We start from the raw sequence: 20,326 nt of genomic DNA, 5'->3' as shown, positions 1-20,326 counted from the left end.
CTCAAAGGAGAAAACATTTTAGTTTTTCTTTATGAAGTGGTTTAAACTTTTTTGATTGAAGCGAGAAATAGTTATTTCATAGATCAATTAAAGCGTTTTTTTTGCGATTCATAGTAACCCTATGCATCAATAAAAAGGCAAAAATTGAGTAAAAAAGAGCATTCTGTAGCCAATTGAAAAAAGTTTAAACCACTTCTATTTACAATTATAATAAATCTGGGATAAAACTTCACAGAAATTTAACTACAAATACCATTTGACATTTGATTTTTTTTAGAGTAAAGCTAAATATTCTTGTATGATGCGAAAAATAAAAATCAAGCATAGTGGTAGTTACGGTTTATTTTTATTTTTAAGCATACTGTAAAAAGAACCGTTATAATCAAAAAAATTCAAATATCAAATGGTATAATATCGTAACTTCGCAGTTTTGCGATTTTATGAGCCAATTTGACAATTTTATTGAAGTAAAGGGAGCCCGCGTACATAACCTTAAAAACATAGACGTATCTATACCCAGAGAGAAACTTGTAGTTATAACAGGATTATCTGGTAGTGGCAAATCTTCTTTAGCATTCGATACCATTTATGCCGAAGGACAACGTCGATATATTGAAACCTTTTCGGCTTATGCACGACAATTTCTAGGCGGTTTAGAAAGACCCGATGTTGATAAGATCGATGGCCTCTCCCCTGTTATTGCTATCGAACAAAAAACGACCAGCAAATCACCACGCTCTACCGTTGGTACGATTACTGAAATTTATGACTTTTTGCGTTTATTATTTGCACGAGCAAGTGACGCCTATAGTTATAATACAGGAGACAAAATGGTGAGTTACAGCGATGAGCAAATCAAGAAACTCATTATTAGTGACTTTAGCGGAAAACGCATTAACATACTAGCGCCCGTAGTACGTTCGCGTAAAGGGCATTATCGTGAATTATTCGAGCAAATTGCAAAACAAGGCTTTGTAAAAGTAAGAACCGACGGAGACATTAAAGACCTTACAAAAGGTATGAAATTAGACCGTTATAAAACACACGATATTGAAATTGTTATAGACAGGTTGGTGATTGACGCCTCTGTAGATAACGATAAGCGTCTTACCGAAACCATTAATACAGCGATGTATCATGGTGAAGATGTTCTTTTAGTAATTGATCAGGATACTAACGAAACCCGCTATTTTAGCAGAAATTTAATGTGCCCCTCTTCTGGGATTTCATACCCAAATCCAGAGCCCAATAATTTCTCTTTCAATTCTCCTAAAGGAGCCTGTTCTAATTGTAATGGTATTGGAGAATTATATCAAGTAAATGAAAATAAAATTGTTCCAGACGATAGCTTATCCATAAAAACTGGAGCATTGGCACCACACGGACCAGAAAAGAACAGTTGGATCTTTAAACAATTTGAAACCATTGCACAACGTTTCAATTTTAAACTAACAGATGCTTACAAAGACATTCCAGAAGAAGCCAAACAAATGATTTTGTATGGTGGTAACGAAAAATTCTCTGTAGAAAGCAAAGTACTTGGGGTGACTCGTGATTATAAAATAGATTTTGAAGGAGTCGCTAACTTTATTGATAATCAATACAAAACAGCAGAATCGACCTCTTTAAAACGTTGGGCAAAAGATTATATGGACAAAATTAAATGTCCAGAATGCCAAGGTTCCAGATTAAAAAAGGAATCACTTTATTTCAAAATAAATAATAAAAATATAGCAGAACTAGCCAATACAGATATTGTAGAATTAGCAACTTGGTTTCATAATTTACATGAGCATTTATCAGAAAAACAACTGAGGATAGCCGAGGAAATTTTAAAAGAAATAAAGTCCAGACTACAATTTTTATTAGATGTAGGCTTAGATTATTTATCATTAAACAGAAGTTCTAAATCATTATCTGGTGGTGAGGCACAGCGTATTCGTTTAGCCACCCAAATAGGCTCGCAATTGGTGGGGGTATTATATATTTTAGATGAGCCTAGTATTGGTTTACACCAACGCGATAACGAAAAACTCATTAATTCCTTAGTATCACTTCGTGATATAGGAAATTCGGTTATCGTTGTAGAACATGACAAAGACATGATTGAGCGTGCCGATTATGTTATTGATATCGGACCAAAAGCTGGAAAATATGGAGGAGAAATAATTAGTATTGGTAACCCCGATGAATTAAAAAAACATGATACTTTAACGGCAGATTATTTAAACGATACTAAAAAAATTGAAGTCCCTAAAAAACGCAGACCAGGCAATGGTAAGTTTTTAGAACTTAAAGGCTGTACAGGGAACAATTTAAAAAATGTATCTATAAAATTGCCATTAGGAAAAATGATAGGAGTTACTGGTGTTTCGGGGAGCGGAAAATCGACATTAATCAACGAGACCCTCTACCCTATTTTAAATGCTTATTATTTTAATGGTGTAAAAAAACCAATGCCTTATAAAAGCATTAAAGGCTTAGAACATATTGATAAAGTCATTGATATTAATCAATCACCCATTGGAAGAACACCACGAAGTAACCCCGTTACCTATACAGGCACTTTTAGTGAAATTAGAGCCTTATATGCTAAAATTCCCGAAGCCATGATTCGCGGTTATAAAGCAGGACGTTTTAGTTTTAACGTAAAAGGTGGACGTTGTGAAACCTGTCAAGGTGGCGGTTTACGAGTTATAGAAATGAATTTCCTTCCAGATGTATATGTTGAATGCGAAACCTGCCAAGGCAAGCGTTTTAATAGAGAAACCTTAGAAATTCGCTATAAAGGAAAATCAATTAGCGATGTATTAAACATGACCATTAATGAAGCTGTTTTGTTTTTTGAACACATTCCTAAAATTTATAAGAAGCTTAAAACAATCCAAGATGTTGGCTTAGGCTATATTACTCTGGGACAGCAAAGCACGACACTTTCTGGTGGCGAAGCACAACGTATTAAACTAGCCACAGAATTAAGTAAACGAGATACAGGAAATACATTTTACATTCTTGACGAACCTACAACAGGCTTACATTTTGAAGATATTCGAATACTCATGATTGTTCTTAATAAATTAGCAGACAAAGGCAACACCGTTCTTATTATCGAACACAATTTAGATGTTATAAAAACCGTTGACTACATTATCGATATTGGCTACGAAGGTGGACGAGGTGGCGGACAAATTATTGTTGAGGGGTCTCCTGAGGAAGTTATCAAGCATAAAAAAAGCTATACCGCTAAATTTCTTAAAAAAGAATTAAATTAGCAGATAAAAAACATGATCTATGAGAAACGAAAAGCATCATAAAGGATGGAATGAAATAAAAACAAACGATTCTTGGGCCATTTTTAAAATAATGGGAGAATTTGTTAATGGTTTTGAAAAGATGAGTAAAATAGGTCCCTGCGTATCTATTTTTGGATCTGCCAGAACAAAACCAGAAAACAAATACTATCAACTAGCAGAAAAAGTAGCAAAAAAAATCGTAGAAGCTGGATATGGTGTTATAACTGGCGGCGGTCCTGGAATTATGGAAGCTGGTAATAAAGGAGCCCACTTAGCTGGCGGCACCTCTGTTGGTTTAAATATTGATTTGCCTTTCGAGCAACATGACAACCCATATATAGACCAAGACAAGAGCTTAGATTTCGATTATTTCTTTGTCCGAAAAGTGATGTTTGTAAAATACTCTCAAGGCTTTGTTGTCATGCCTGGCGGCTTTGGTACTTTAGACGAACTTTTTGAAGCCTTAACACTTATACAGACACATAAAATTGGAAAGTTTCCAATTATTCTAGTAGGAACAGATTTCTGGGAAGGATTATTAGACTGGGTTAAAAAAACATTACTAGATTCATTTTCAAACATAAGCGCCAAAGATTTAGATTTAATTCATTTGGTAGATACCGAAGATGAAGTTATAGAGATTCTTGATTTATTCTATAAAGAATCTGGTTTAAGTCCTAATTTTTAAAAATCATAACTTTTTTACGACTAAAGACTTTAGGATCGAGATATTGGTAAATTTTAGAACGCAATTTTTACTATGAATTATTAATCTTTAAATATTTTGTAAATTGAAATTACGCTTTTTTAATTGCATTATTAATATACTAATATGCTTTACAAGCTTCAGTCAAAATAAGATTGACCTAAAGGCTATTTTTGATATTGAAAACAAACAAATCAAAATATCACAAACTATTCAATACCACAATACGACACAAGATGAATTACAAACCATTTATCTAAACGATTGGAATAATAGTTTTTCAACAAAAAAAACACCATTAGCCATAAGAATAGCAGATGAATACAAAAATGATTTTCATTTAGCAAAAAATAAGGACAGAGGTTTTTCTATTATCACTTCCATTAAACAAGGTCATGACAATTTAACATTTCAACAACTAGAAGATCAAATAGATATTATTAAGGTTGAATTAAAAAAACCCTTAAAACCAAATAGTACTTACAGTATTGATTTAGAATATATCGTTCAAATTCCAAATGCTAAATTCACAAGTTATGGCATAACAGATTCTGGTAATTTAAATTTAAGATATTGGTATATTACACCCGCAATTTATAATGGCGAATGGCAATATTATAGTAATAAAAATTTAGACGATCTGTTCATACCTGAATCAGATGTCACACTAGAAATTGAGCATCCTAACACCTATGTTTTAACTTCAGAATTAGATTTAATCAAAAAAACACAATTACCTAATAAACAAATAGTTAAGCTTCAAGGAAAAAACAGAAATAGCAATAAATTATTTTTAAGCAAAGGCTCAAATTTCAATACCATACAATCTGGTGACTTTTCTATAGTTTCTAACATAGATGACGAAGGTTTAGATGTTATAGAAAAAGTTATCATTACAGAAAAAGTCACAAAATTTATTCTGAAAAATTTTGGAGATTATCCACACAAAAGACTTTTAATAACAGAAATTGACAATGCAAAAGACCCAGTTTATGGTGTGAATTTTTTACCAAAATTTATAAAAACATATCCTGGTAATTTTCAATACGAGCTTAAATTATTAAAAATCACATTACGTAATTATTTAGAAAATACACTATTAGTAAACCCAAGGAAAGAACAGTGGTTTCTGGATGCCATACAGATTTATTATTTAATGAATTATGTTGAAGAATATTATCCAGACATGAAGTTTCTTGGTGCTATGGCCGATTTCTGGGGGATTAAATCTTTTCATATTTCAGACATGAAATTTAATGGCAAATACACGCTAGCTGCCATGTCTGCTGCAAGAACAAATATAGACCAGCCGCTCACCATGCGAAAAGATTCTTTGCTTAAGTTTAACACCAATATTGCTAACAAATATAAAGCAGGTATTGGACTCAAATATTTAGATGATTTTATAAACAGTCAAATATTAGAAACGAGCATTACATCATTTTTGTCTGAAAATAAATTAAAACAAACCACTACTAAAGACTTTGAAACACATTTAAAATCTAAAACCGATAAAGATATCGATTGGTTTTTTAAAGATTACCTAACCACTCGTAAAAAAATAGATTTCAAAATAAAAAAGGTCATTAAAACCAAAGATTCCATAACCCTTACCATAAAGAACAAAAGAGATAATAACATGCCTATTTCTTTGTACACTTTTAGCAAAGATAGTATTACCTCAAAAATATGGATAGAAAATATTACAAAAAATAAAACCCTTACAATCCCCAGAAACAATGTCGATAAGCTTGTTTTAAATTACGAAAATATAGTTCCCGAAATCAACACAAGAGATAATTGGAAATCATTAAAAGGCTTCTTTTTTAATAACAAACCATTACAATTTAGGCTTTTCAAAGATGTTGAGGATCCTTACTACAATCAAGTGTTCCTTATGCCAATTGCAGAATTCAACAACATTTATGATGGATTTACTCTGGGAATGCGCGCCTATAACACAACGCTTTTAAGAAAACTTCTTAAATATAAAATTGAGCCATCGTATGCCTTTAAATCTAGGTCTCTAACAGGCTCTGCGGCCATATCAAAAACACATTATTTTGAAAACAGCAACCTATTTGCTCTTAATTACGGAATTGTTGGAGGCTATACATCTTATGCCGAAGATCTATTTGTTAGACAAATAAAACCCTCAATAACATTATCATTTAGAAGAGATGATGATTTTCGCTCAAACAAAAGACAGTTCTTAAGATTTAGGTATTTAGACATTAAAAGAGATGAAGACACAAATAATATCTCCCCTATTTTCAGGCCTAACTATAAGGTTTTTAATATTCGCTATCAAAACTCGAACGACAATCTAATAAACTTTAATAAATGGTATACCGATTTTCAAGTTGGTGAAAAATTTAGCAAAATTGCTTTTAACTATGAGTACAGACGTTTATTCCAAAGCAACAGGCAATTAAATTTACGCATATTTGCTGGCGCTTTTTTAAAAAATAAAACAGATATAATCTCAGATTATTTCAGTTTTGCGTTAGACAGACCAACAGATTATTTATTTGACTACCCATATTTAGGACGTTCTGAAGATTCAGGTATCTTTAGTCAGCAATATATAGCAGCAGAAGGTGGATTTAAATCTAAACTAGAAACGCCTTTTGCAAACCAATGGATTACAACGCTTAACACGAGCACGACATTATGGAAATATGTATTAGCATATGGAGACCTCGGATTTGTTAAAAACAAGTTTAGCGACCCTCATTTTGTATACGATTCTGGTATAAGAATTAATCTGGTTACAGACTATTTCGAAATTTATCTTCCTGTATATTCAAACCTTGGTTGGGAAATAGATCAACCTAATTACGATGAAAAAATCAGATTTAAATTTACTGTAGACCCACAAGTGCTTTTAGGTTTATTTAGAAGACGCTGGTACTAATATTTTAAATAAAATTCATTTTTTAGTCATTTTTATTACGAAATAATCATTTTAACTTCTTTTTTTTGGTTATTTTTAACAATACCTCAATAATTTAGATACCTATATAATTGCAAAAACGACATTTTTTTTCTACTTTTGCACGAGCAAAAAGCACAGCCAAATGCAAACAATTCCAAAAACAAAAAACGATATATCATTTGACGATTTTAAAGCAGAAGTTATAAACGACTTCAAAATTGCTACTCAAAGTCGTGAATGTAGTCTATTAGGAAGACGTGAAGTCTTAACAGGCAAAGCAAAGTTTGGAATTTTTGGAGACGGCAAAGAAGTACCACAATTAGCTATGGCTAAGGCTTTTTTAAAAGGAGATTGGAGATCTGGTTACTATAGAGATCAAACATTCATGATGGCTATTGGCGAATTAACTATTGAGCAGTTTTTTGCTGGCTTATATGCTAATACCAATTTAGAGCTAGAACCTATGTCTGCTGGTCGCCAAATGGGTGGGCATTTTGTCACACATAGTTTAAATAAAGACGGTGACTGGAAAGATCTCACAAAGCAATATAACTCAAGTGCAGACATCTCTCCTACGGCAGCTCAAATGCCTCGTTTGCTAGGTTTAGCGCAAGCTTCAAAAATCTTTAGAAATGTTGATAATATAGACACAAAGAAGTTCTCTGTTAATGGGAATGAAGTAGCCTGGGGTACTATAGGAAATGCGAGTACTAGTGAAGGTTTGTTTTTTGAAACTATTAATGCTGCTGGTGTTTTACAAGTCCCTATGGTCATTAGTATTTGGGATGACGAATATGGTATCTCAGTACATGCTAAACACCAAACAACTAAAGAAAATATATCTGAAATCCTAAAAGGGTTTCAACGAGATGATAAACATAAAGGCTACGAAATACTACGCGTTAAAGGTTGGGATTATGCAAACCTTATGGAAACGTATCAAGAAGCTTCCACTATTGCCAGAAATGAGCATGTACCTGTATTAATTCATGTATCAGAATTAACACAACCGCAAGGTCACTCGACTTCTGGTTCCCATGAAAGGTACAAAGACGCCAAGCGATTAGAATGGGAAACACAACACGATTGCAATTTAAAATTGCGTGAATGGATTATAGAAAGTGGTATTGCTACAAATGAAACGCTTATAAAAATCGAAAGAACTATTAAAAAGGACGTTCGAGAAGCCAAGAAAAAAGCATGGAATGCCTATTTAAATCCTATTTTAAAAGAAAAACAAGAGCTAATTTCTATATTAACACAAGTAGCTTCATCTAGCGTAAATAATGTGTTTATATCTAAAATCAAAGAAGGTTTAGCTCATATAGATGAACCTACCAGAAAAGATATTTTATCAAGTGCCAGAAAAGCTTTAAGGTATGTAATAGGAGAAACATCTACAGAAAAACAACAACTTAGTAATTGGGTTAATAACTTCTTTAAAAATGTTCAGCCTGAATTTAGCTCGCATTTATATTCTGAAACCAATAGATCTAACACTCTTATAAAAGAAGTAAAACCAACTTATAATAAAGATGCCGCTCTAGTAGATGCGCGCATCATTCTACGTGATAACTTTGATGCCATTTTCAGTAACCACCCAGAAACACTTATTTTTGGTGAAGATACAGGTAAAATTGGAGATGTAAATCAAGGTTTAGAAGGTCTGCAAGAAAAGCATGGTGAATTACGTGTAGCAGACAGTGGGATACGAGAAGCTACCATTCTTGGGCAAGGTATAGGCATGGCATTACGTGGTTTAAGACCTATTGCAGAAATTCAATACCTTGACTATATTCTATATGCTCTACAGATAATTAGTGATGATTTAGCAACAGTTCATTACAGAACAAAAGGCAAACAAAAAGCACCTTTAATAATAAGAACCCGAGGACACAGACTTGAAGGTATTTGGCACTCAGGGTCTCAAATGGGCGGTATTTTAAATTTAGTAAGAGGCGTAAACGTTCTGGTTCCAAGAAATATGACTAAAGCTGCTGGGTTTTATAACACTCTTTTACAAGGAGACGATCCTGCTATTGTTGTTGAGTGCCTTAATGGGTATCGATTAAAAGAAATAATGCCAAACAACTTAAGCAGCATTAAAACACCTATCGGCGTTGTTGAAACCGTTAAAGAAGGCACCGATATTACTTTAGTATCTTATGGATCGACCTTACGTATTGTTGAGCAAACAGCAAAAGATCTTTTAGCAATTGGGATTGATGCAGAAGTTATAGATGTGCAATCATTATTACCTTTCGACTTAAACCATGACATAGCAAAGAGCATTTCAAAAACAAACCGTGTTATGGTAATTGATGAAGATGTTCCTGGAGGAGCTTCAGCATATATTTTGAATGAAATATTAAACATTCAAAATGCGTATCAATATCTCGATGGACAACCAAAAACACTTACAGCCAAGGCACACAGACCTGCCTATGGAAATGATGGCGATTATTTCTCTAAACCTTCTGCTGAAGATATTTTTGAAGCTGTATACGATATCATGCATGAAGCGAATCCCGCTGGTTTTCCAAAACTGCGATAATAAAAAACACATATTTTTATTTTAAACCTTTCAGTACCTAAATTGAAAGGTTTTTTATTTCTATATTTATAGTAGAAACAATTTAAAAGCATGTTAACCAAGCGAGATAAAGAAAAACTTCGAGCTACCATTTTTAGGCACCTTGACGGTATTGCTACAGCAACTACCGCTTATACATTACATAAAAATGGGGTGTTATCATATTTATTAGAACATAAAAAAGGAAACCTTCAAGATCTAGCTAAAAAATTCAACGCCAATAGCGGCTATCTTAATATAGGTTTACGCATATTATGTGCCCAAGGCTGGTTAACACAACATGTTGATAATACAAATAACACTGTAAGCTTTGAGGTAAATAAGCTAAGTAAAAAAGCCTTTAAGCTAACACCTTTATACGAAGACGCTGTTAACCTTTTAAATTATTCTGTTAAATTTCCTAAAGAACGTATTGGCCCAGATGCTTTTAATGCTTTAGAAAAAATATTTAAAAAGCACAAACATAACTTTGGTGTATCAACTATAGAAGAAAGTACTGTAGAATATCAAATTATAAAACATATTGAAGGCGTTATAGCAGCTCCAATCATTGTATTATTAGGCATGAATGGTTTTTTTCATAAATACTTCATGGAGGCTTCATTTAGAGCCCAGGAATATCATAAAAACCCAGAGAGTTTTAAGAAAATCCTTGACTTTTTATCTCATTTAGGGTGGTTTACCAAAAAGAAAGACACCTATCAATTTACAGATGAAGGTTTATTTTTTGCTAAACGAGCCAGTGCTTATGGGGTAACAGTCTCATATTTACCAACATTTGTCAAACTAAACGACCTCTTGTTTGGAAATCCATTCCTTTTAAAAACAGAGCTATTAGATGAAACTGAAAAACATGTAGATAGAGAAATGAATGTTTGGGGAAGCGGAGGTGCGCACTCTACTTACTTCAAGATAATAGACAACATCATTATCGAACTATTCAACAAACCTATTGACGAGCAACCAAAAGGGATTCTAGATATGGGGTGTGGCAATGGTGCTTTTATACAGCATATTTTTGATGTTATTGAGTATAAAACGCTAAGAGGCAAAATGCTTGATGCCTACCCATTATTATTAGTTGGTGCCGATTTTAATCAAGCAGCATTAAAAGTAACCAGGGCAAATTTAATTAAAGCCGATATTTGGGCCAAAGTAATTTGGGGCGACATAGGCAGACCAGACTTATTGGCTAAAGATTTAAAGGAAGATTACAATATCAATTTAAAAGACTTGCTAAATGTGAGAACCTTTTTAGATCACAACCGAATTTGGGAAGCACCACGAAAACCGACAAATAGAAGTAGCAATTCATCTGGAGCGTATGCCTATCAAGGAAAACATATTAGTAACAATTTAGTTGAAGATTCCCTATTAGAACACTTTCAAAAATGGAAGACCTACATAGAACGCTTTGGGTTATTAATTATAGAATTACACACCATAAACCCTAAATTAACAGCCAATAACTTAGGCAAGACTCCTGCGACGGCTTATGATGCAACACATGGCTATAGCGATCAATATATTTTAGAAGTAGCAGTTTTTAATAAAATAGTTTTAGAAGCTGGTTTACATCCAGACCCTCAATATTTCACTACCTTTCCAAATAATGAATTAGCCACAGTAAGTGTTAATCTATTAAAAGGAAATTAATAAAAATTTTAATCTTATAAGAAATTAATGAAAGCAGTAACGCTTAAAGAGATCAAACAAGAACTAAAAACACTCTCAACACTAGAAATACAAGAACTTTGTCTTCGTTTATCTAGATTTAAAAAAGAAAATAAAGAACTCCTAACCTATTTATTGTTTGAATCTCAAAATGAATCTGGGTATATAGAAAGTGTAAAAAGCTATGTGGATAATGAATTCGAATTAATAAACAGAGATAGCTACTTCTATATTAGAAAAAGCGTTCGGAAAATTTTAAGAAATATAAAAAAATATGTTCGCTATTCACAGAACAAAGAAACAGAAGTAGAACTGTTACTTTATTTTTGTCAAAAACTAAAAGACTTCTCCCCTAGTATAAGCAGGAGCGTACAACTACAGAACATGTATAACAGGCAGATACTTTTAGCAAAAAAAATAGTATTAACATTTCATGAAGATTTGCAGTATGATTATAATCTAATGCTAGATGACTTATAATATAAAACACCTTCGTATAAGATCAAAATAGGTCAAATGAATATCATTAAGCAGTATCAGATTTCGCTTGAACCCGATTATTAAGAACAAACTCTAAAAAGGCAATGACACCATGAGTCAATACTCTCAAAAGAGAAATTTAAGTTTTCGTAATTCAAAAACTTATTCTATATTTATAGAATAAATCGGACAAGATTGGTTTATAAAATTAAGGGATAATTACAACATAAATTACTCTACAAAATAATAAACCGAGCATATAGTAGCTTATGAAAATTTGGTGTTTTTACGATATAACGTCAAAACAAGTTTTAACATTTAATCAATAAGATTCAAAAGTTAAAACACTATTTTGGTTTAGTACAAACCCAAAAATTCTTCCCTCTTCCTACCCTTTGTCTTGTATAAGTATTTATAATCAACAATAATATTTAACCCCTAAAATCTTCAAAATGAGTTACAATCTTGTTTTATTATCCAGTGATTTTTATTTTTTTCATCACCAATCATTAATCAATCATTCCTTCCACAACAGAACTTTTTACTCAAGGAAAAGTGAAAAATTATTATAATCCCAGAAGTTCTCCATACCTTACATACTTAGAAATAGACCATTTAAAAATTTGAAGTTGAATTCAACAATTAACATATCAAAAACATCTTTCAAAAAATTGCAGATCGATGTTTAAAGAGTATATATCTTTACAATTTTAATGTTGATTACAACTATTAAAATAAACTAATTTTTTTTAAAATAAATAAAATAATGAAAAACGTAACTACATTAGCTGGAATCTCTATTACCCTAAATTTCAGTAACAAATTAAATGATACCCCTATTAAATCTGTCTATACATCCAGTGAACCTTTAGTTTCTATTTATAAAACTCAAACAGAAGGCGCATATACCGTAAATATTATCGCTCGTGTCCCGTTATCGGTCATAAGTCTTCAAAATAGCTGTACCCCTTTAAGTAGTGGTTTATTTTTAAATAATGAAAAAACACTTTTCTTAAATTATAATGGAGTAAGCAATATCAGTACATCTGTAAATAAACCAAATGAAATTTTACTATGTAGAACTTTTAGTGTTGTATACGATAGTGAAACTAAAGTTAATGAAGATTACGACCTATATCATATTCAATTCAATTATAGCTTTTTATCTAAAAACTTTCAATCCGCAGAGGCTATTATTGTTAAATTGAATAATACGGATCCAGAAACCGATAGAGGAACAGTAACAACAGTAAGATCTGATGAAAATTAATAAACTTAAAAAGTTATTGATTTTATTTTTACTGCCATGCTGTGTATTTTCTCAAAAAAATGAAGATCATTTTGCTTTAGAAAATAGCATTAAGAAAGTATGCAAAGGAAAATACACAAATTTTCATAAAGCGCATACTTTCTTTTTTGAAAAAAAAAAAGATTCCGCTTTTTTATATAGTAGTCAGGCATTAAATGATTTTATAGAAGAATCTGAAATAACTGATTACTTAAACTATATTCATGGTGTAAATGCTTATGAAAAGAAATTCTTTTCCATAGCTCAAAAAAAACTAAAGACAATCTCTAGTACGTTTCCCTACAAATATCTTGTAGATTATAATTTGGCAAATATTGCTTTAAATAACAACAAATATGAAGAAGCTTTACATCATTATAATGTAGTCATTAATTATAATAAAATTCAAAGTAGTCATACATTAAAAAGAATGTATCACAATGTTGGCATCTGCTATTTGCATTTAAAAAAGTATCCAGAATCTGAAAAATTCTTACTTAAAGAATTAAGCATTGCTCAAAACACAAAAGATACCTTAAGTGCTATATACGCTAAACTAGATTTAGGCAATTTGTATTATCAACAATATAAAGATAATAAAGCAATTTCCTATTTTAATAAAGCTTATACTTTAGCAAAGTTATTTTCAAATATAGAAGCAAAACAAGCTACTGCCAAAAATATGGCTGTTGTAGAAAAAAATAGAAAACACTATAAAAAAAGTGTTGATTATTACATTGAATATGGAAAATGGAGAGATTCTCTTTGGAATCGGGATAAAATTTCTGAGCTTCTAGAAAAAGACAAACAAATTACCGTAGCTGTTAAGGATAAAGAAATATTTATTCAAAAGGAGATTGCCAAAAAACAAAAGGGACGCGTACAATTATTTGCCATCTCATTTATTATTGTATTTCTTTTTTTAGCAACCTTGCTTTTCTTGTACAGAATTAAGATAAAGCAGCATAAACTTATAAACACACAAAAACAACAATTAGAGAAATTAAATACAACAAAAAATTATTTGTTATCAGTGATATCTCATGACTTAAGAACATCTGTGAATTTATTAAAAAACAATCATAAAAATTTATCAGAATTGTTAAATATTAATGATACGGAAGCAGCTATACTATTAAACAATGAAAATACTTCTATCTCTGAAAGTACATCTCAAGTATTAGATAATATCCTTAATTGGGCTTTACAGCAAAATGATCAATTATTATTTATGCCCGAAGCACATCCAATAGAAATTTTAATAGATGCTATTTTATTTGATTTTAAACCCCTCGCTATTACTAAGAATATTGAATTAGTTACAATCCATAAAAACTCTGATGCATTAGTGCTTTTAGATAAAGAATTATTTAAAATTGCTTTTAGGAATTTAATTGATAATGCTATTAAATATACGCAAAAAGGAGGTAAAATTAGCATAGAAACCTCGATTTTAGATAAAGAATTTATTCTTAAAATTAAAGATACTGGTGTTGGAATGTCTCCTACTATTTTAGATGTAATTAATAATTATGAGGCATTAACTGTTGAGAAAATAGAAAAATCTAAAGGTTTAGGTATTGGTTTGCAATTAAGTAAAACACTTATAACAAAAAATAATGGTACCTTTAAAATAGTAAATAATCCAGATGTAGGAATAACTGTTTTTTTAAAATTCCCCATACAAGAAATCTAAAAATGAAATCACTTCATATTCTTTTATTAGAAGACACTATTGCAGACTCTCAAAATATTATCAATCTCTTATCTAAAGATTATAATATTACTCTAGCTAATACCATAAAAAAAGCAAAAGACACTTTAGCATCTTCTCTTTTTGATTTGGCTATTTTAGATATAAGTATAAATGGTAAGTTAGATGGGATTGAATTCGCAAAACATATTCAGTCTACCCCTACTCCTATTCCTTTTTTCTTTCTTACAAGTATGCAAAGCAGAGCTGTTTTTGACCAAGCAAAATTAACGAAGCCCTTTACTTATTTGTTAAAACCATTTAATGTTATGGAATTACAATACTCTATTGAATTAGTTATAGAGAAACATTTTGAACAAAAAAACGCATTAAGATCAAACACAGGTTTATTAACACCCGATTACCTGCTTATAAAAAAACAAGATAAAATATGTAAAGTCATTCTTGATACAATAGAATATGTAGAAGTTGAAGAAAACTATAGTACTTTATACACATCAAACCAAAACCACGTTATTAAAAAGTCATTATCAAAAATTAAAGAAATGCTATTGGATAAAAATTTTGAGCAAATCCATAGAAAATTCTTAATCAATTTTGATAAAATAACAGAAATCAATCTTTCAGAAAACACTGTTTATTTAAGCCCTGGATTTCAAGCCTCCATAAGTGAGCGATTTAAAAAAAAATTAATTCATCGTTATGGAATTATAACATAATTATTTTTCATTTTTATTGCTTTTATACTATTATTCTCCATCTGTGCAAATAACTAAATTGCACAATTCTGTGCATTACGTTCGCACATACAAACAAGTACGTTTATCACCTCAATATATACGCATATCTACATATATAATTTAAGTATCAATATTTTCAGCACCTTTATACTAAAGAACTCATAATAAGCAGCTTTTTAACGCATCAATCAATGCATGGTTGCAGGTGGAATCTGAAAAGCAAAATTTAAATAGTTTCATAGTAATCCCTAAAACGAATATGACATGAATATTAAAAGATTATCATAATTTTCTGAAACTTTTTCTTATAAAATAAATCTAGATATTCCCTTTGGTAACATCTATGAACAATTAGATTTAGTAACAGATTATAATACTGAGTTAGCAATATCTACAAATACTTCGAAATCATATTAAGTGTTAATATCAAACAGCTTTAAATCTAAATTATCGCCTAACATTTCGAGAATAATGCAAACGAAAACAAAAAACATCACCTTAGTATTATTCTTATTAACGGCAAGTTTACTAATGATAAATATTATTTATCAAGATCCTACTGCTAGTATCGCTCATAGAATAGACTTGGCAAAGTTGTTCTTTTACATAGGTATTATAGGCTTTATACTTTGTCTAAAATTTATTGAATTGAAAGAGATTTACTTATTTCTCATAACATTTACGATCATAGCATACGGTATTTCATTATACCATAATCTAAATCTATTGAAAATAAATTATGAAACATATCTATATTATGAAATGTTATTTGACTAAACTACTACTCCTATGGACTTCCAGTCCATAGGTTCGTTTTGGCAGACTGAAAGTCTGCTTCGTGAAATATGGTAAAACTGAATTTGTGTGAATTCGTGAAACCTGCCAGCCGGCAGGCTGGTTCGTGTCAAAAGTTTTTAGAAGCTGAAAGCGACATGCACTAAAGTACATAGTTTTAACTCCATTTGAGACCAATAAAATGAATTAGGAAACTTAACGAAAAGGGAGAAAATTTTAAAAAAAATTCTTAAAATTGACTATCTCTCCCTGCCTTTGCCAGCAGACAGATCTGAGGCAAGCCATAAGAGTATACTTCGGCTCCGATCAACACAGGTTTTTGTCAGTTTCATATTGCCTTTAGAAGCAACAATCGAATTTTGTTATTTTGACTCACCCAACCTAACTACCCAAATTAACAGAGGTGTTCAACAACAAAACATGTGTAATAAACAGATCCTAATTATTAAAAAATATAGTGTCTACATTTAATGAACATTAATTCCCCATTCCCACTTATATACAAAATACTAGCAGGTTTTATATTCCATTATTATTTGTTAAATTAGATGCTTAAGCAAATTCATACCCATGAAACCACTAAAAAAGGAAGCCATAAGTCAGGACGTTTTTGATTTATATGATGATTATGCACATAACGAAATTGGCAGACGTCAATTTATAGAAAAATTATCTACCTATGCCATAGGCGGTATCACAGTAGCATCACTTTTAAGCTTCATGTCGCCCAATTACAAAGATACTATAACAGTAAAACAGAATGATCCGAGGTTACATTCAGATTATATTACCTACAATTCTCCAAAAGGTGGAGGTTCAATTCGCGGGTTGTTGTCTAAACCCAACGACACAAATACCAAACTTCCAGGTGTTATTGTGGTTCATGAAAACAGAGGTCTAAATCCGTATATCGAAGACGTAGGCAGACGCACAGCCTTAGATGGATTTATATCACTAGCTCCAGATGCTTTAACACCATTAGGCGGTTACCCAGGAAACGATGATGATGGCAGAGCTTTACAAAAAAAGCGCGACCGAAATGAGATGCTCGAAGACTTTATTGCTGCCTTTGAATATTTAAAATCTCATGAACACTGCAATGGAAAGATTGGTATTGTCGGATTTTGTTTTGGTGGTTGGATATCCAATATGCTGGCAGTTAGAGTTCCCGAACTTTTAGCTGCAGTTCCTTTTTATGGCAGACAACCTAGTGATGAAGATGCTGCCAAAATAAAAACACCACTGTTATTGCAATATGCCGAATTAGATACCAGAGTTAATGCTGGTTGGCCTGATTTTGAAGCTGTACTTAAAACCAATAATATAGACTATAAAGTACATTTTTATCCTGGTGTCAATCATGGGTTTCATAATAACACCACACCTCGTTATGATAAAAAAGCTGCAAATTTAGCCTGGAGTAGAACTATAGACTTTTTTAAAGAAAAATTAAGCTAGTCTATAAAATGCATTATTAAAACTAGTATAGATTGTATGATTCGAAATAACAGCACAGTACCTATCAAATAAAAGATAATATTTAATCCTTTTTAATTCACAAATTACAAAGCAATGTTTGAATGCTAACTTCAATATTTTATCTTTGCACCCTTAAAAGAGCAATAGTTTATGAAGATTTCATACAATTGGTTAAAACAGTTTTTAAAAACTGAATGGACACCAGAACAAACTAGTGAATTACTTACAGATTTAGGTCTTGAGATAGAAGGTATTGAAACCTATCAATCTGTTAAAGGAGGACTAGAAGGTATCGTTATTGGTGAGGTTTTAACCTGTGTTAAACACCCAAATGCCGACAAGTTAAAAATAACAACTGTAAATATGGGAGGCGAAACTCCTTTACAAATAGTTTGTGGCGCTCCAAATGTGGCTGCTGGACAAAAAGTGCCTGTTGCAACTATCGGAACCACTTTGTATACTGAAGAAGGCGACTCTTGGACCATAAAAAAAGGTAAAATACGAGGGGAAGAAAGTCATGGAATGATTTGTGCTGAAGATGAGTTAGGCTTAGGAAAATCTCATGATGGTATCATGGTTTTAGATAATACCCTTAAAGTTGGAACACTTGCTGCTGATATTTTTGATATTGAAAACGATCAGGTATTTGAAATTGGGCTTACCCCAAATAGAGCAGATGCCATGAGTCATTTAGGAACTGCCCGCGATCTAAAAGCTGGTTTAGTTCAAAAAGATATTAATTTAGAACTTATAACACCTTCTGTTAGTTCTTTTAATATAGATAACCGCACCCTAAAAATTGATATTGATGTTTTAAATAAAGATTTAGCACCCCGCTATTGTGGTGTTACTATATCTGGACTAAAAGTAAAGAAGTCCCCTACTTGGCTACAACACCGACTAAAAGCTATTGGTTTAAGTCCTATAAATAATATTGTTGATGCTACAAACTATGTATTACACGATTTAGGACAGCCTTTACATGCTTTTGATGCTGTAAAAATTTCTGGTAATAAAATTGAAGTAAAAACACTAGCTACAGGAACCAAATTTACAACCTTAGATGGCGTAGAGCGTGAATTACATGAAGATGATTTAATGATTTGTGATGCAGAAAAGCCCATGTGTATTGCTGGTGTTTTTGGTGGTATAGATTCTGGTGTTACCGAAGCTACAACAAGTATTTTTTTAGAAAGTGCCTATTTTAACCCTATAAGCATTCGTAAATCTGCTAAAAGACACGGATTAAATACAGATGCCTCTTTTAGATTTGAACGCGGTATCGATCCAAATATTACTGAGTATGCATTAAAACGTGCTGCACTATTAATTCAAGAGCTAGCTGGTGGTAAAATTACTAGTGATTTAATTGACCTTTATCCAAAAAAAATTAAAGACTTTGAAGTACGGTTAAGTTTTGATAATGCTAAAAAACTAATTGGTGAAGAAATCCCAAAGGAGGTCATTAAGCGTATTTTATCATCATTAGATATAAAAGTAAACAACGTTACCGAAACAGGATTAGGTTTAACAGTCCCAGCTTATAGAAACGATGTTCAACGAGAAGCAGATATTATTGAAGAAATTTTGCGTGTGTATGGATATAACAATATAAATACTACCAAAAAATTAAACGCTTCTATTTCCAGCACGTCTAAATTTGAAGATTATAAAATACAAAACATTATAGGCAATCAATTAGCCTCTCAAGGTTTCTATGAAATTCTTTCCAATTCATTAACCACTCCAAATTATACCGCTTTAAGCGAGCAGTTAAAGGATGAACATAATATTACTATACTAAATGCATTAAGTAATGATTTATCTGTTTTAAGACAATCGTTATTGTTTTCTGGATTAGAAGCTATATCATTTAACATCAATAGAAAACGTGCCGATTTAAAGTTATTTGAATACGGTAAAACATATCATGGTTTTGGAGATAAAAGAGAAGAATTTAAACATTTATCGCTTTTTATAACAGGAAATCAAACATCAGAGAATTGGCATAACGCAAGTAAAAAAAGTGATTTCTTTTTTATTAAAGGTGCTATTATCTCTGTGCTTCAACGTCTTGGTATTTCAAGATTTAATGAAACACCTGTTAATAATGATTTTTTTAGTGAAGGGTTAGAATTAAGCCAAGGGAAAAAGAAATTAGTGGACTTTGGGTTAATAAAAAAACCGATATTAAAACATTTTGATATCTCTCAAGAAGTCTTGTTTGCTAATTTTAATTGGGATGCTATTTTAGAATTAGTCAAACATAATAATATTAAATTTAAGGCAATCCCTAAGTACCCAGAAGTACGACGTGATTTTGCCTTATTACTAGATGATAAAGTAACTTTCGAATCTATTTATAAAATAGCAAAACAAAGTGAAAAACAACTATTAAAAAATGTCAATCTATTTGATGTATATCAAGGTAAAAACCTACCTAAAGGGAAAAAGAGTTATGCTGTTAGTTTTACATTACAAGACGAAAACAAAACCCTTACAGATAAGCAAATAGACAAAATTATGAATAAGTTACAAACTAATTTTGAGACGCAACTTGGTGCAGAATTGCGATAAGATATCAGTACAAAAAAAATTTTTTCTAATAGTTATATGTTTGGTCTCT

Annotated in this window: 11 protein-coding genes; all 11 read left to right on the top strand. The window is 31.4% G+C overall.

The annotated features are described in order from the left end of the window. Positions 1-440 precede the first annotated feature (440 nt). The 11 genes from uvrA (at position 441) to pheT (ending at position 20,277) form a co-directional block, all read left to right on the top strand. A complete protein-coding gene (gene uvrA / locus Q4Q40_RS13870; protein ID WP_303302466.1) occupies positions 441-3,272 on the top strand; it encodes an excinuclease ABC subunit UvrA in 2,832 nt (943 codons plus the stop codon). Positions 3,273-3,291: 19 nt separating this feature from the next. Further along, entirely contained in the window at positions 3,292-3,981 is a 690-nt protein-coding gene (locus Q4Q40_RS13865) for an LOG family protein (RefSeq protein WP_303302465.1), read from the top strand. 103 nt (positions 3,982-4,084) lie between these two features. Then, positions 4,085-6,916 (top strand): gluzincin family metallopeptidase, encoded by a 2,832-nt coding sequence (locus tag Q4Q40_RS13860; protein WP_303302464.1) that lies wholly within the window; start codon positions 4,085-4,087, stop codon positions 6,914-6,916. 163 nt (positions 6,917-7,079) lie between these two features. Continuing rightward, on the top strand, positions 7,080-9,491 hold the full coding sequence (locus Q4Q40_RS13855) for an alpha-ketoacid dehydrogenase subunit alpha/beta (RefSeq protein WP_303302463.1): 2,412 nt from the start codon (positions 7,080-7,082) through the stop codon (positions 9,489-9,491). Positions 9,492-9,581: 90 nt separating this feature from the next. Beyond that, positions 9,582-11,186, top strand: a complete 1,605-nt coding sequence (locus tag Q4Q40_RS13850) for a class I SAM-dependent methyltransferase (protein WP_303302462.1) — start codon at positions 9,582-9,584, stop codon at positions 11,184-11,186. Positions 11,187-11,213: 27 nt separating this feature from the next. Further along, on the top strand, positions 11,214-11,684 hold the full coding sequence (locus Q4Q40_RS13845; RefSeq protein WP_303302460.1) for a hypothetical protein: 471 nt from the start codon (positions 11,214-11,216) through the stop codon (positions 11,682-11,684). 766 nt (positions 11,685-12,450) lie between these two features. Next, complete coding sequence (locus tag Q4Q40_RS13840) at positions 12,451-12,954, top strand: hypothetical protein (protein ID WP_303302459.1); 504 nt, start codon at positions 12,451-12,453, stop codon at positions 12,952-12,954. After that, complete coding sequence (locus Q4Q40_RS13835; RefSeq protein WP_303302458.1) at positions 12,944-14,668, top strand: ATP-binding protein; 1,725 nt, start codon at positions 12,944-12,946, stop codon at positions 14,666-14,668. Before Q4Q40_RS13840 ends, Q4Q40_RS13835 begins: the two co-directional genes overlap by 11 nt. A 2-nt stretch (positions 14,669-14,670) precedes the next feature. After that, positions 14,671-15,405: a LytR/AlgR family response regulator transcription factor gene (locus Q4Q40_RS13830; RefSeq protein ID WP_303302457.1), complete on the top strand. Its 735-nt coding sequence runs from the start codon at positions 14,671-14,673 to the stop codon at positions 15,403-15,405. A 1,386-nt stretch (positions 15,406-16,791) separates the two neighbouring features. After that, positions 16,792-17,679, top strand: a complete 888-nt coding sequence (locus Q4Q40_RS13825) for a dienelactone hydrolase family protein (protein ID WP_303302456.1) — start codon at positions 16,792-16,794, stop codon at positions 17,677-17,679. A gap of 171 nt (positions 17,680-17,850) precedes the next feature. Beyond that, positions 17,851-20,277: a phenylalanine--tRNA ligase subunit beta gene (gene pheT, locus Q4Q40_RS13820; protein WP_303302454.1), complete on the top strand. Its 2,427-nt coding sequence runs from the start codon at positions 17,851-17,853 to the stop codon at positions 20,275-20,277. Positions 20,278-20,326: the final 49 nt, after the last annotated feature.

It is taken from the genome of Flavivirga jejuensis (genome assembly GCF_030540765.1).
GTDB lineage: Bacteria > Bacteroidota > Bacteroidia > Flavobacteriales > Flavobacteriaceae > Flavivirga > Flavivirga jejuensis.
This window is presented reverse-complemented; position numbering and strand designations above follow the sequence as displayed.